10 protein-coding genes and 2 pseudogenes are annotated in these 14677 nt (G+C 69.8%); 5 read left to right on the top strand and 7 right to left on the bottom strand.

What is annotated here, in order from left to right; all coding sequences use genetic code 11:
* The first annotated feature begins 284 nt into the window (after nt 1-284).
* Both EFK10_RS35965 and EFK10_RS35960 read left to right on the top strand, forming a co-directional pair.
* Complete coding sequence (locus EFK10_RS35965) at nt 285-1172, top strand: SIS domain-containing protein (RefSeq protein WP_127359844.1); 888 nt, start codon at nt 285-287, stop codon at nt 1170-1172.
* Between the two features lie 5 nt (nt 1173-1177).
* Nucleotides 1178-2023, top strand: coding sequence for a class II fructose-bisphosphate aldolase (locus EFK10_RS35960; RefSeq protein ID WP_240677678.1), 846 nt, complete (start codon nt 1178-1180; stop codon nt 2021-2023).
* On the opposite strand, the gene cimA is transcribed toward EFK10_RS35960, so the two are convergent.
* The 5 genes and pseudogenes from cimA to EFK10_RS35930 form a co-directional block, all read right to left on the bottom strand.
* Complete coding sequence (gene cimA, locus EFK10_RS35955; RefSeq protein WP_127359842.1) at nt 1978-3582, bottom strand: citramalate synthase; 1605 nt, start codon at nt 3580-3582, stop codon at nt 1978-1980. The genes EFK10_RS35960 and cimA overlap by 46 nt on opposite strands.
* Nucleotides 3583-3861: 279 nt before the next feature.
* Entirely contained in the window at nt 3862-5193 is a 1332-nt protein-coding gene (locus EFK10_RS35945) for an MFS transporter (RefSeq protein WP_127359840.1), read from the bottom strand.
* A 35-nt stretch (nt 5194-5228) separates the two neighbouring features.
* Nucleotides 5229-5651, bottom strand: a pseudogene (locus tag EFK10_RS35940) (TetR family transcriptional regulator C-terminal domain-containing protein); the annotation flags it as partial.
* Nucleotides 5652-5748: 97 nt separating this feature from the next.
* Complete coding sequence (locus tag EFK10_RS35935) at nt 5749-6834, bottom strand: branched-chain amino acid aminotransferase (protein WP_127359838.1); 1086 nt, start codon at nt 6832-6834, stop codon at nt 5749-5751.
* A 215-nt stretch (nt 6835-7049) separates the two neighbouring features.
* On the bottom strand, nt 7050-8087 hold the full coding sequence (locus EFK10_RS35930) for a 3-isopropylmalate dehydrogenase (protein ID WP_127359837.1): 1038 nt from the start codon (nt 8085-8087) through the stop codon (nt 7050-7052).
* A gap of 128 nt (nt 8088-8215) precedes the next feature.
* Between EFK10_RS35930 and EFK10_RS35925 the strand changes: the two genes are divergently transcribed.
* Both EFK10_RS35925 and EFK10_RS35920 read left to right on the top strand, forming a co-directional pair.
* Nucleotides 8216-9814 carry a purple acid phosphatase family protein gene (locus tag EFK10_RS35925; RefSeq protein WP_127359836.1) on the top strand — a complete coding sequence of 533 codons (1599 nt, stop codon included), beginning with the start codon at nt 8216-8218 and terminating at the stop codon, nt 9812-9814.
* Nucleotides 9815-10282: 468 nt separating this feature from the next.
* Nucleotides 10283-11476, top strand: a complete 1194-nt coding sequence (locus EFK10_RS35920; RefSeq protein WP_164836286.1) for a helix-turn-helix domain-containing protein — start codon at nt 10283-10285, stop codon at nt 11474-11476.
* 3 nt (nt 11477-11479) lie between these two features.
* Here EFK10_RS35920 and pruA read toward each other — a convergent pair whose 3' ends face one another.
* A complete protein-coding gene (pruA, locus tag EFK10_RS35915) occupies nt 11480-13111 on the bottom strand; it encodes an L-glutamate gamma-semialdehyde dehydrogenase (protein ID WP_127359845.1) in 1632 nt (543 codons plus the stop codon).
* A gap of 19 nt (nt 13112-13130) precedes the next feature.
* Nucleotides 13131-14060 (bottom strand): proline dehydrogenase family protein, encoded by a 930-nt coding sequence (locus EFK10_RS35910; protein ID WP_127359834.1) that lies wholly within the window; start codon nt 14058-14060, stop codon nt 13131-13133.
* 137 nt (nt 14061-14197) lie between these two features.
* Here EFK10_RS35910 and EFK10_RS35905 point away from each other — a divergent pair.
* Nucleotides 14198-14677: pseudogene (locus tag EFK10_RS35905) on the top strand (PucR family transcriptional regulator); the annotation flags it as partial.

Raw genomic sequence — 14677 nt, 5'->3', positions numbered from 1 at the left:
CGTCCGCCAGCTCGAACAGCGCGTCCGCCCGCAGGGTCAGGCACGAGTAGAACTCGCGGCGGAATCGGGACAACCTGGTCAGGGCCTCGACGCGCGCGACATCGTCTTGCAGACTGTCCATCACGGCCTTTGGTTGATCAACGTGTCTCTTGGTGGAAACACATGATCAAGCAGAGGCCGCCTCACTGTCCGGCGAACCCCACCAAGAAATGATCTTGATGGGGTTTAAAGCCAAGCTAAGCGTCCCCGCGCGTAAACGAGTCACGAACGGATACAAACACTCCATGTCGATCACGTCGGAAGAGATCGCGAGCCAGCCGGACTGCTGGGAACGGGCCGCTGAGCTGTCCACCGGCCTGACCGCCGAACTGCCCGCTCCTGGCGAGCGCGTCGCGGTCGTCGGCTGCGGCACCTCCTGGTTCATGGCGCAGGTGTACGCCGTGTTGCGCGAGCAGTACGCGGATCAGGGCGAAACGGACGCCTTCGCGGCCTCGGAGTTCCCGGCCGGCCGGGAGTACGACCGGATCGTGGCGATCACCCGTTCCGGCACCACCACCGAGGTGCTGAAGGTGCTCCGGGACGTCTCCGGTACGACCCGCACCACCGCGATCATCGGCGACCCGGACACCCCGATCGCGGCGCCGAATCTCGTGGACGACCTCATCGTGCTGGACTTCGCCGACGAGAAGTCGGTCGTCCAGACCCGGTTCGCGACCAGCGTGCTCGCTCTGCTGCGGACCCACCTCGGCCACGACCTCGCCCCCGCCGTCGCCGACGCGCGGCGGGCGATCGCCGAGCCGCTCCCCGAAGGTGTGGTGGGCGCCGAGCAGTTCACCTTCCTCGGCACCGGCTGGACGTACGGAATCGCGCTCGAAGCCGCGCTGAAGATGCGGGAGGCGGCCGGGGCGTGGACGGAGGCCTATCCGGCCATGGAGTACCGGCACGGGCCGATCTCGATCACCGGGCCGAACCGCGTCGCCTGGGCCTTCGGCCCGGTGCCGGACGGCCTGGCGGCCGACATCGCCCGCACCGGCGGCGTGCTGGAGGCGAGCGGCCTGGATCCGCTCGCCGATCTGGTGCGGGCGCAGCGGCTGGCCGTGGCCATCGCGGAGGCGCGTGGCCTCGACCCGGACACGCCGCGCAATCTCACGCGGTCGGTGATCCTGCCGTGACGGAAGTGACAGCTGTCGGGGCCTTCAACGTCGTGCAGATCGAGCACGCCACCGCCATCGCGGCAGGCGCCGAGCGTGCCGGGCTCCCGGTCGTCATGCAGATCAGCGAGAACACCGTCCGCTACCACGGCGCCCTGGAGCCGATCGCCCTCGCCGCACTGGCGATCGCCCGCGCCGCCACCGTCCCGGTCACCGTGCACCTCGACCACGCCACCGACCCCGCCCTGGTCGAGGAGGCGGTCGCCCTCGGCCTGATCTCGGTGATGTACGACGCCTCCGCGCTCCCGTACGAGGAGAATGTCGCCGCCACCGCCGCCGTGGCCGAGCACTGCCACCGCGCCGGCGTCCGCCTGGAGGCCGAACTCGGCGAGATCGGCGGCAAGGACGGTGTCCACGCCCCGGGCGCGCGCACGGATCCCGGCGAGGCCGCCGCGTACGTCGCCGCCACCGGGGTCGACGCCCTGGCGGTGGCCGTCGGCTCCTCGCACGCGATGCGCACGCGCGACGCCGAGCTGGACTTCGCCCTGATCGCCCGGCTCCGGGACGCCGTGTCCGTACCGCTGGTGCTGCACGGCTCGTCGGGCGTACCGGAGGCGGACCTCGTACGGGCCGTCGCGCACGGCATGCGGAAGATCAACATCGCCACGCACATCAACGGCCACTTCACCCAGGCCCTGCGCGCGGTGCTCGATGCCGACCCGTCCCTGGCCGACCCCCGCAAGTACCTCGGTCCGGCCCGCGAGGCGGTGGCGGCCGAGGTGGCGCGGCTGCTGACCCTGTTGGCAGCCTCGGACCCGGGCCAGGGTTACGCCTGCGGCTCGGGCTCGACGCCGGCGCGCAGCAGTCCGTAGGCGTAGGCGTCGTCCAGGGCCTGCCAGGAGGCGGCGATGACGTTCTCGGCGACGCCGACGGTGACCCAGTCGCCCTGGCCGTCGCAGGTGGTGATGAGGACGCGGGTGGTGGACTCGGTGCCGTGCTTGCCTTCGAGGATGCGGACCTTGTAGTCGACGAGTTCGAGCTTGGCGAGCTGGGGGTAGATCTTTTCGAGGCCGACGCGCAGGGCGCGGTCGAGGGCGTTGACGGGACCATTGCCCTCGGCGGTGGCGACGATGCGCTCGCCCTTCGCCCAGAGCTTGACGGTGGCCTCGTTGGCGTGGGTGCCGTCGGGGCGGTCCTCGATGATGGCGCGCCAGGACTCGATGCGGAAGTACCGGTAGGGGCGGCCTTCGACCTCCTCGCGGAGCAGCAGTTCGAAGGAGGCGTCGGCGGCTTCGTACGTGTAGCCCTGGAGCTCGCGCGCCTTGACGCGCTCGACCACGCGGCCGATGGCCTCGCGGTCGCTGCCGAGGTCGACGCCGAGTTCCTTGCCCTTGAGCTCGACGGAGGCGCGACCGGCCATGTCGGAGACGAGCATCCGCATGGTGTTGCCGACCTTCTCGGGGTCAATGTGCTGGTAGAGGTCGGGGTCGACCTTGATCGCGGAGGCGTGGAGGCCCGCCTTGTGGGCGAAGGCGGATACGCCCACATAGGGCTGGTGAGTGGAGGGCGTGAGGTTGACGACCTCGGCGATCGCGTGCGAGATGCGGGTCATCTCGGCGAGGGAGCCCTCGGGGAGTACCGTCTTGCCGTACTTGAGCTCCAGGGCGGCGACGACGGGGAAGAGGTTGGAGTTGCCGACCCGCTCGCCGTAGCCGTTGGCGGTGCACTGGACGTGGGTGGCGCCTGCGTCGACGGCGGCCAGGGTGTTGGCGACGGCGCAGCCGGTGTCGTCCTGGGCGTGGATGCCGAGGCGGGCGCCGGTGTCGGCGAGGACGACGCCGACGACGGCCTGGACCTGGGCGGGCAGCATGCCGCCGTTGGTGTCGCACAGGACGACGACGTCGGCGCCGGCCTCGTGGGCGGTGCGGACGACGGCCTTGGCGTACTCGGGGTTGGCGCGGTAGCCGTCGAAGAAGTGCTCGCAGTCGACGAAGACCCGGCGGCCCTGGGAGCGCAGGTAGGAGACGGTGTCGCGGACCATCTCGAGGTTCTCTTCGAGGGTGGTGCGCAGGGCGAGCTCGACATGCCGGTCATGGGACTTGGCGACGAGGGTGATGACCGGGGCGCCGGAGTCGAGGAGCGCCTTGACCTGCTGGTCCTCCGCGGCGTTGCCGCCGGCCCTGCGGGTGGCGCCGAAGGCGACCAGCTGGGCGTGCCGGAGGTCGAGTTCGGTGGCGGCGCGGGCGAAGAACTCGGTGTCGCGGGGGTTGGCGCCGGGCCAGCCACCCTCGATGAAGCCCACCCCGAAGTCGTCCAGGTGCCGGGCGATCGTCAGCTTGTCGGCGACGGTGAGGTTGATGCCCTCGCGCTGCGCGCCGTCGCGCAGCGTGGTGTCGAAGACGTGAAAGCTGTCGTCCAGTTCGGCCGTCATGGTCTCTTCCAACTCCTGTCGGGTGAGTGGTTCCGGAAGACCGGGTTCCACTTGCCCCCATCATCCCTTGCGCTCCGCTGTCCGGCGTGGGTGGGCCGGGAAACGAAAAAACCCCTCGCGGGTGCGAGAGGTCTGCGCGCGGGTCTGGGACACGGTTTCCGCTCCGTATGTCGTCTACGGTGCGGATACTGCGGACCGGCGCGCCCTGCCAATAATCATCGTGGCGAGCGAAAGCACGATGGCAGTCTCGCACAGGATGCGCCGGCCCGGCGGCAGGTCTCACGATGCGGGCACGCTTCTCGGGGCCCCGGTCGAGGCGTCGTCGCGGTCCAGGCGGCCGAGGTCGACGTCGCGCGTCTCGCGCATGGCGGCGTACACCACCAGCGATACGGCCGCGCATCCGGCGACGTACCAGTAGAAGCCGGACTCGTGGCCCGCGTCCTTGAACCACAGCGCCACGTATTCCGCCGTGCCGCCGAAGAGGGAGTTGGCGATGGCATAGGGCAGGGCGACGCCGAGCGCCCGTACGCCGGTCGGGAAGAGCTCGGCCTTCACGACGGCGCTCAGCGCGGTGTACGGGGTGATCATGACGAGGGCGAAGAGGGCCAGTCCGAAGGCGGGCCAGAAGCTGTCGACGTGCTGGAGCAGGGTCATGATCGGCACGGTGAGGAAGGTGGCGCAGACACCGAAGGTGATCAGCAGCGGGCGCCGGCCGATGCGGTCGGACAGCGCTCCGGCGGCGGGCTGGATGCAGGCGAAGATGATCAGCGCGAAGAAGCTGACCAGGGTCGCGGTGTCCTTGGACAGCCCGGCGCTGTTGGAGAGGTACTTCGTCAGGTAGGTCGTGTACGTGTAGTACGCGAGGGTGCCGCCCATGGTGAGGGCGATCACGAGGCCAGCCTCGCGCCGGTACCGCCACAGTGCCGTGAGGGTGCCGCGGTCGGCGGCGGGGCTGTGCGCGTCGCGCTCATGAGATTCGGCCTCGTACAGCTCGGATTCGAGCATGGTGCGGCGCAGATAGAAGACAACGGCCGCGCCGAGGGCGCCGACGATGAAGGGCAGCCGCCAGCCCCAGCTGTGCAGGGCCGCGTCGGACATGGTGCGCTGGAGCAGGATCTGCAGGGCGAGGCCGATGATCTGGCCGACGGTCATCGACACGTACTGGAAGCTGGAGGCGAAGCCGCGCTTCCGCGGGTCGGTGGCCTCGGTGAGATAGGTGGCGCTGGCCGCGTACTCACCGCCGACCGACAGTCCCTGCAGCATACGGGCGATCAGCAGGACGACCGCTCCCCCGTAGCCGGCGACGGCGTAGGTCGGGGCGGCGGCGATGAGGATCGCGCTGGCCGACATGAGGGTGACGGTGAGGGTCAGCGCGGCCTTACGGCCCTTGCGGTCGCCGTATCTGCCGAGCAGCCAGCCGCCGACCGGGCGCATGAAGAAGCCGACGGCGAAGATGCCGGCGGTGTTCATGAGCTGGGCGGTCGGGTTGTCGCCGGGGAAGAACGCGGCGGCGAAGTAGGTGGCGAAGCTCGCGTAGACGAACCAGTCGAACCACTCGACCATGTTGCCGGCCGAGCCGACCCAGATCTTCTTCCAGTGCTCTCGTCCCATGGTGGCTTCCATGGTCACCCACCGTGCCGGAACCGCTACTTCCGCGGCAAGAGCGCCTCGTCCAGGAATTCCCTTACGTGGCCCAGCACCTGCTCGCGGTCGGTTCCGGGCAGGCCGACGACCAGCGGCACCCCGAAGCCGTCGAGGAGGGCGCGCGGCCGCACCGTGAAGCGCTCGGGGTCCACGGGACGGAATTCACCCCAGGAGACGCCCTCGGCGAGCAGGGCGACCAGATCGCGGTGCCAGACCAGCTCCAGTTCGAGCTGGCGCAGCAGGGTCTCCTCGGCGGCCGTGGTGCGGTTCCACACCTCGGACCAGAGGGTCCAGCGCGGATCGCGGCGGCCGTCGGGCAGGTAGAGGTCGATGACCGCTTCGAGCCGCTCGCGCGGGCTGTCGCGGCGGGCCAGGGTCCTGAGCCGCTCGTGACCCAACTGCTCCTCGCTCCACTCCAGAGATCGTCGCGTCACTCCCCCGGCCGAAGACTGGGATGGGGGCACCTCCCAGCGTCCAGCTGGGGGAGGTTGGCACAACCCGGCCACCCGCCGGGGCTCGGCGTCAGCCGAGCGGGTGCATCCAGCCGTGGGGGTCGGCGGCGCGGCCGGTCTGGATGTCGAGGAGGGCCTTGCGGAGGCGCATAGTGACGTCGCCGGGGCGGCCGGAGCTCTGGGTCCATTCGCCTTGGGCGGACTTGACGGTGCCGACGGGGGTGATGACGGCGGCGGTGCCGCAGGCGAAGACCTCGGTGAGGGTGCCGTTCTCGGTGTCGCGCTTCCACTGGTCGATGGAGATGCGGCCCTCTTCGGACTCGTAGCCGAGGTCGCGGGCGACGGACAGGAGGGAGTCGCGGGTGATGCCGGCGAGGAGGGAGCCGGTGAGCTCGGGGGTAATGATCTTGTTGCCGTAGACGAAGTAGAGGTTCATGCCGCCCAGTTCCTCGACCCACTTGTGCTCGACGGCGTCGAGGTAGGCGACCTGGTCGCAGCCCTTCGCGGCGGCTTCGGCCTGGGCCAGGAGGGACGCGGCGTAGTTGCCGCCGGTCTTGGCGTCGCCCATGCCGCCGGGGACGGCGCGGACGCGGTCCTCGGAGAGCCAGATGGAGACCGGCCGGACGCCGCCGGGGAAGTAGGCGCCGGCCGGGGAGGCGATCACCATGAAGAGGTACTCGTTGGCGGGCTTGACGCCGAGGCCGACTTCGGTAGCGAACATGAAGGGGCGCAGGTAGAGGCTCTGCTCGCCCTCGCTGGGGACCCATGCCTTGTCCTGGGTGACGAGGGCGTCGACAGCGGCGATGAAGGTCTCGACGGGCAGTTCGGGCATGGCGAGCCGACGGGCGGAGGCCTGGAAGCGCTGGGCGTTGGCCGCTGGGCGGAAGGTGGCGACGGAGCCGTCGGGCTGGCGGTAGGCCTTGAGGCCCTCGAAGATCGTCTGGGCGTAGTGGAGCGTCATGTTCGCCGGGTCGATGGACAGCGGCGCGTACGGGACGAGCTGAGCGTCGTACCAGCCGCGACCCTCGGTCCAGCGGATCGTCACCATGTGGTCGGTGAAGTGCCGGCCGAAACCGGGGTTGGCCAGGATCGCCTCGCGCTCCGCGTCGGACAGCGGGTGCGAGGAGGGCTTCAGCTCGATCGTGGGCGTCGTCATGTGTGATGTCCTTTGCCGTCAAGGCCGTCAGGTTCAGGGCGGACCGCACCCGCCGTCCTCCTGCTACTGCTAGGACGTCCGAGTTTCCCCTCGCACAGCGGCCCCACCGCCGATTATCGCAGCGGTGGGGCCGTGGTCGTACAGGTGCGGCCCGAGAGGTGCTCTGTCAGTCGCCGGGCCGACTGCTGGGGTTGTGGAGCGGTTACTCCCGGCGGTCAGCCGGCTACTCGCGCCGCGAGCGCGTCGCCGACCTCGCCGGTCGACCGCACGCCTGAGCGCTCGGCGAGGTCCGCGGCGACAGCGGCGTCGATCCGCGCGGCCTCGTCGGCATAGCCGAGGTGCTGGAGCAGCAGGCCGACCGACAGGATCGTGGCCGTCGGGTCCGCCTTTGCCTGGCCCGCGATGTCCGGAGCGGAGCCGTGCACCGGCTCGAACATCGAGGGGTACTCACCGCTGGGGTTGATGTTGCCGCTGGCGGCGACGCCGATGCCTCCGGAGACGGCGGCGGCGAGGTCGGTGATGATGTCGCCGAAGAGGTTGTCGGTGACGATCACGTCGAAGCGCTCGGGCTGCGTGACGAGGAAGATCGTCGCCGCGTCCACGTGCAGATAATCGGTGGTGACCTCGGGGAAGTCCTCGCCGACCTTGTGGAAGATGTTGGTCCACAGGTGACCGGCGTGCACCAGCACGTTGTTCTTGTGGACGAGCGTCAGCTTCTTGCGCGGGCGGGCCTGGGCGCGGGTGTACGCGTCCCGGACCACGCGCTCGATGCCGAACGCGGTGTTGACGCTGACCTCGGTGGCCACCTCGTGCGGGGTGCCCGTGCGGATGCTGCCGCCGTTGCCGGTGTACGGGCCCTCGGTGCCCTCGCGGACCACGATGAAGTCGATCTCCGGGGAGCCGGCCAGCGGTGTGGGGACACCGGGCAGCAGCTTGCTCGGCCGGAGGTTGACGTGGTGGTCGAAGGCGAAGCGCAGCTTGAGCAGGAAACCGCGCTCCAGGACGCCGGACGGCACCGACGGGTCGCCGATCGCGCCGAGCAGGATCGCGTCGTGCGCCTTGAGCCGCCCCAGGTCCGCGGCGGTGAGGGTCTCGCCCGTCGCGTGGTAGCGCTTGGCGCCGAAGTCGTACTCCTTGGTCTCCAGCTTGACGTCCTGCGGGAGGACGGCGGAGAGGACCTTGAGTCCCTCGGCCACGACCTCCTGGCCGATTCCGTCACCGGGGATCACTGCGAGACTGATGGTGCGAGACATGCCGGTACCCTACTCTGCGTCCCATGGAATGACACTTGATGTCCGCATGGCGGACACTTGAGCCGCCGATCAGTTTCCGTTCATCCGTTCGACGGACGGTAGTTGACGCGAGATGGCAACTTTGCCCCATGGACACGCCACGTACGGGGATCGACGACAGACTCGCCGATCGCATGAGCATGGCCGAGCAGCACGAGTACCTGCGGACGAAGCTCTCCCGCCGCAAGATGATCCGCGGCGGCGTCGCGGCCACCGGAATGGCCGCCGGGACGGGCCTGCTGGCGTCCTCCGTCACCCCCGCTTACGCGGACACGGGATCGGCGGGTTCACCCGATCTGCTGACGTCGCCCGCCACCGGCCATGTGGACGGCTCGCTGGTCGCGCCCTTCGGCCGTCACCTCGCCCTCGGCGCCGACCCGAAGACCCAGTTCCGGATCTCGTGGCAGGTGCCGCTGGCGGTGAAGAAGCCGTTCGTCCGGGTCGGGCTCAAACCCTGGGACCTCGGCCGCAAGATCGAGGCCGAGGTGCGTCCGCTGCACACCGCCGCGCTCACCTCCGCCCTCCCGGCTGTCGACCAGTACTACCTGCACGCCGCGCTGGACGGGCTGCGCCCCGGCACCACCTACTACTACGGCGTCGGCCACGAGGGCTTCGACCCGGCGACGGCGCAGGCCTTCGCGACGATCGGCTCCTTCACCACCGCCCCCGCGCTCCCCGAGCGCTTTGTCTTCACGGCCTTCGGCGACCAGGGCGTCAGCTACCACGCCCTCGCCAACGACAGCCTGATCCTGGCTCAGGACCCGTCCTTCCACCTGCACGCCGGTGACATCTGCTACGCGGACCCCTCCGGCTCGGGACACACCAGCGACACCTACGACGCGCGCACCTGGGACCAGTTCCTCGCCCAGACCGAGTCGGTGGCCTCCCGCGTCCCGTGGATGATCGCGGTCGGCAACCACGACATGGAGGCCTGGTACTCCCCCAACGGCTACGGCGGCCACGAGGCCCGCTGGACCCTGCCGGGCAACGGCCCCGACGCCGAGAAGCTGCCGGGCGTGTACTCCTTCACGTACGGCAATGTTGCCGTGGTCTCGCTGGACGCGAACGACGTCTCGTACGAGATCCCGGCCAACCTCGGCATCAGCGGGGGCCTGCAGACCGACTGGCTGGACAAGGAGCTGGCCCGGCTGCGGAAGCGCAGCGGCGTCGACTTCATCGTGGTCTTCTTCCACCACTGCGCCTACTCGACCACCACCTCCCACGCGTCGGAGGGCGGGGTGCAGGAGGCGTGGGTGCCGCTGTTCGAGAAGCACGGCGTCGACCTGGTGATCAACGGCCACAACCACGTCTACGAGCGTACGGACGCGATCAAGGCCGGCGCCGTCTCCAAGAAGGCGCCCATCGGTACGACCGTGAACTCCGAGCGCGACGGCATCGTCTACGTCACGGCGGGCGGCGCGGGCCGGAGCCTCTACAGCTTCCCGGTGCCGGACAGCTACGAGGGGCACGTCGCCGACGTGGAAAGCGTGGACACCTGGCACTCCGGCAAGGACGGGAGGGTCAACGAGACGGTGGAATGGTCCCGGGTGCGCTACACGGGCTACTCGTTCCTGGCGGTCGAGGTCCAGCCGGCCACGTCCGGTCACACCACGACGCTCACGGTGTCCGCGCTGGCGGAGACCGGTGAGCGGGTCGACCACTTCACGGTCGCCCGCAAAGCGAAGTAAGCACGGTAAGCGCAGTCAGCACTTGGCGAAGGCAGGCAGCAGGGGGCCGGGCCGCGCGTCAGCGCGGCTCATGCCCCGTGCGGCCGCCGTTGTCGCGGCGGTCGAGGGCGCGCTGGAGGGCTTCAGCGGCGTTCTTGCGGGCGGTCTCGTCCATGGTGAACAGCTCCAAGAGAATCGGAGTCGACAGGTCGCCATAGAACGGGCGGGGAGCGGACGCACGGCAGGGGGTGGCCCTGCGGCAGCTGGCGCGGCTCTCATCCGCCGATCGCTGGTGGAGCGAGACGTTCGGCTTCTACAAAGTTAGGACAGCTCCGGCCGTCTGTCTCCACAATTACTCGGACTTCCTACTATCTGAGACGGACCCGTCGTGTTCCTGCCATGCGGGTAGCCGACGTCCTGGTCACATGCCATCTCCGGCCCGCCCGGTGCCATAGTCGGGGCAATGACCGCGCCAGAGAAGGCTGCCGCATGACTGACCCCTCGCATCCCACCGCCAGCGCGTACGTCTACTGCCGCGTGGCGTGGGGGCGATCGTGGCCGTCGTCGTGGAAGGTTCCTGGAGGATTGCGGGACATAGCCGGACATGTCCAGGGGAGCAACCAGGCCAAGAAGCACTGGCGATCTATCGGTTCGCCGTCGGTCGGCCCTCCTTTCGGGCTCGATGACCTGTCGGAGCTCCAACTGCCGCCGGGTACGGCGGAGAAGGCTCTCTGCGACCTCGTGGCCATGCGACTGCTCAGCCGGATCGGCGAGGATCCGGAGGCGTACGCGGCCATCGCGCCGCGGATCGCCGCAGGCCGGATGCTCTCTCCGGTGGAGCGTCAGATCCGGGAGAAGCAGGAGGAGATCGAGCGGCTGCGGCTGACCTTCGAGGCGCTGGTCCCTGCGTACGAGGCCCAGGCGCAGGCCCATGAGCGCAGCCGGGCGGTGGAGCTGATCACCGATCTGCCCACCGTGCTCGAGACCATCGAGGAGCTGGCGCACTCCTGCACCTCGGAGGCGCTCACCTCGCAGCCGGGCGGCGCCCGGCGCCCGGAGGTGCTACAGGAGGCGATCGAGCGGGACGAGCGGATGCTGGCGCGGGGTGTGCTGATGCGGACGATCTACCAGCATCCGGCCCGCTACAGCCAGCCCACCATCGCCTATGTCCAGCGGATGACCGAGCTGGGCGCCCAGGTGCGCACCCAGACCGACGGGTTGATCCGGATGCTGATCTTCGACCGCAGGATCGGGGTGATCAGCGTCAAGGACAGCCCGCACGCGGCGCTGCTGGTGCGGGAGCCCAACATCGTGGACTTCATGATCGCCTCCTTCAACCACGCCTGGCGGAACGCCGATCCCTTTCCGGTCGGCTTCGACCGGGGGGCGACCAAGCGGATCTCGGACGAGGTCAAGCAGTCGATCGTCGCCCTGCTCGCCGAGGGCCTGGAGGACAAGGCGATCGCGCGCCGGCTCGGTATGTCGGAGCGCAGCTGCCAGCGCCATGTCGCCCAGATCATGAACGCGATCGGGGCCCGCAGCCGCTTCCAGGCCGGTTTTCTGCTCGGCCGCCAGCAGCCGGCGGGCGTAAGCGACAGAGAAGGGGAAGGGGACGACGAAGAGCCCGGCCCGTCCGTCACCATGGTGGAGGCGGAGGAGGACCGGGCTCTGCCGGGGGCGTGAGGCTCAGCCCATGTGCGGGTAGCGGTAGTCGGTCGGCGGGACCAGGGTCTCCTTGATGGAGCGGGTCGAGGTCCAGCGGGCCAGGTTCGACGCGGCGCCCGCCTTGTCATTGGTGCCGGAGGCGCGGCCGCCGCCGAAGGGCTGCTGGCCGACGACGGCGCCGGTCGACTTGTCGTTGATGTAGAAGTTGCCCGCGGCGTAGCGCAGCTTCTCCATCGCGTCGGCGGCGGCGGCGCGTTCCTGGGCGATGATCGAGCCGGTCAGCGCGTACTTGGACACCGACTCCATCTGGGCCAGCATCTCCCCGTACCGCTCGTCCTCGTAGACGTACACGCCGAGGATCGGGCCGAAGTACTCCTCCCGGAAGATCTCGTTCTCCGGGTCGCTGGAGACCAGCACGGTCGGGCGTACGAAGTAGCCCACGCTGTCGTCGTACGTGCCTCCGGCCACGACCTCGACGGTCGGGTCGGCCTTGGCGCGGTCGATGGCGGCCTTGTTCTTGGCGAAGGCGCGGTCGTCGATGACGGCACCGATGAAGTTGGACAGGTCGGTGACATCGCCCATGGTGATGCCGTCGACCTCGGCCGCGAACTGCTCCTTGAAGCCGCCCTCCCAGATGGAGCGCGGGATGTAGGCGCGGGAGGTGGCCGAGCACTTCTGGCCCTGGTACTCGAAGGAGCCGCGGGTGAGGGCCGTCTTGAGGATCGCCGGGTCGGCGGAGGGGTGGGCGACGACGAAGTCCTTGCCGCCGGTCTCGCCGACGATGCGCGGGTAGTTGCGGTACTTCTCGATGTTGTTGCCGACCGTCTTCCACAGGTACTGGAAGGTCTTGGTCGAGCCGGTGAAGTGGATGCCGGCCAGCTCCGGGTGCTCCAGGGCAACCTCGGAGACGGCGATGCCGTCGCCGGTCACCAGATTGATGACGCCCTTGGGCAGCCCGGCCTCCTCCAGCAGCTGCATGAGCAGCACGGCGGCGTGGGTCTGGGTCGGGGAGGGCTTCCAGACCACGACGTTGCCCATCAGGGCCGGTGCGGTGGGCAGGTTGCCGGCGATGGCGGTGAAGTTGAATGGCGTGATCGCGTAGACGAAGCCCTCCAGCGGCCGGTGGTCGCTGCGGTTCCAGACGCCCTGTGAGTTGGCCGGGGGCTGCTCGGCGAGGAGCTGGCGGGCGAAGTGCACGTTGAAGCGCCAGAAGTCGACCAGTTCGCAGGGGCTGTCGATCTCCGCCTGCTGGGCGGTCTTGGACTGGCCGAGCATCGTCGAGGCGGCGATGGTCTCGCGCCAGGGGCCGGCCAGCAGTTCGGCGGCGCGCAGGATGACCGCCGCGCGGTCGTCGAAGGACAGCGCGCGCCAGGCCGGGGCGGCGGCCAGGGCGGCGTCGATCGCGTCCTGGGCGTCGGCCTGGGTGGCGTTGGCGTAGGTGCCGAGGACGGCACCGCGGTTGTGCGGCTGTACGACGTCGAAGCGCTCGCCGCCGCCCATGCGCCGCAGGCCGCCGATGGTCATGGGCAGCTCGACCGGGTTGCCGGCCAGCTCCTTGAGCTTCGCCTCGAGGCGGGCCCGCTCCGGGCTCCCCGGGGCGTAGGAGTGGATCGGCTCGTTGACCGGGGCGGGGACCTGGGTCACAGCGTCCATGGTCATGGGATACAGCTCCTTATCGGGTGGGAAGGAAGGACCGCAGGAAGAACGCGAGGTTGGCCGGACGCTCGGCGAGGCGGCGCATGAAGTAGCCGTACCAGTCTGCGCCGTAGGGGACGTAGATGCGGACCCGCTCGCCCGCCTCCGCGAGCCGCCGCTGCTCGGCGGTGCGGATGCCGAAGAGCATCTGGAACTCGTACGAACCCTGCTTGCGGCCCTGGCGGCCGGCCAGCTCCTGGGTGATGGCGATCAGGCGCGGGTCGTGCGAGCCGATCATCGGGTAGCCGTCGCCCGCCATGAGGATCTTCAGGCAGCGGACGTAGGCCCGGTCGACGTCCTTCTTGTTCTGGTGGGCGACGCTCGCGGGCTCCTTGTAGGCGCCCTTCACCAGGCGGACGCGCGAGCCCTCGGTGGCGAGCCGGGCGGCGTCCTCCTCGGTGCGGAAGAGGTACGCCTGGAGCACCGCGCCGGTGGCCGGGTGCTGCTCGCGCAGCTCGGCGAGGATCGCCAGGGTCGAGTCGACCGTGGTGTGGTCCTCCATGTCGAGGGTGACCGTGGTGCCGGTCTCGGTGGCGAGCTCGGCAACCTGGCGGACGTTCTCCAGGGCGATGTCGTGGCCGCCGGCGGGCAGCGCCTGGCCGAAGGCCGACAGCTTGACCGAGACCTCGGCGCGGGTGCCCAGGCCCTCGGTCTTCAGGGCTTCCAGGAGCCGCAGATACGCGTCCCGGGCGGCTGTCGCTGTTGCCTTGTCGGTGACGTCCTCACCGAGGTGGTCGAGGGTGACCTGCAGGCCCGAGGCGGTCAGTTCGCGGACGCTGTCCATCGCGGGGTGCAGCGCGTCACCCGCGACGAAACGGTTCACCACGGGACGGGTGACAGGCGCGGCGGCGACGACGCGGCGCATACGGTCGCTGCGCGACGCGGCGAGCAACACGGGACCCAGCACGGGCTCCTCCTGGATGTGGCGGGAAATAGGGGCTGCCCTGCCCGTGAATCTATGATTCACCCACCCCGGGAGCCATCGACAGCTGTCACGCATCCGGTACGTGTCCCTCATACAGATGTCTGAGGGACAATGGCCTGGTGCGTGCTGACTACCAGGAACTGGTCGACGAAGTCTCATCCCTCCTCGGCGCGCCCGCGACCCTGGAGGACCGCGACTTCCGGCTCATCGCCTTCGGCGCCCACGACAGCGAGTCCGCCGTCAACGAGGCCTCCATGGACCCGGTCCGCACCCGCTCCATCCTCACCCGGCGCTCCACCGCCGAGGTCCGCGCCTGGTTCGAGCGCTTCGGCATCACCCGGGCCACCGCCCCCGTACGCATCCCAGCCGCCCCGGACGCCGGGGTCGTCCGGCCCCGCCTGTGCCTGCCGGTACGTCACGGGGGCGTCGTCCACGGCTACGTATGGCTGCTGGACAGCGCCGAGCACACCGAGGCGCAGCTGTCCGCCGCCATGGACGTGGCCGCGCGGATCGGCGTGCGGCTGGCCGCCGAGGCCCACGCCGCCACCGACCTCGGCCGCGAGCTGCGCGCCGCGCTGACCGGGCCGGCCGACGCGCTG

The organism is Streptomyces soli (genome assembly GCF_003999195.1).
In the GTDB taxonomy this organism is placed as follows: domain Bacteria; phylum Actinomycetota; class Actinomycetes; order Streptomycetales; family Streptomycetaceae; genus Actinacidiphila; species Actinacidiphila soli.
Note: the sequence above shows the minus strand (reverse complement) of the source record. Positions and strands in the feature narration are given on the sequence as shown.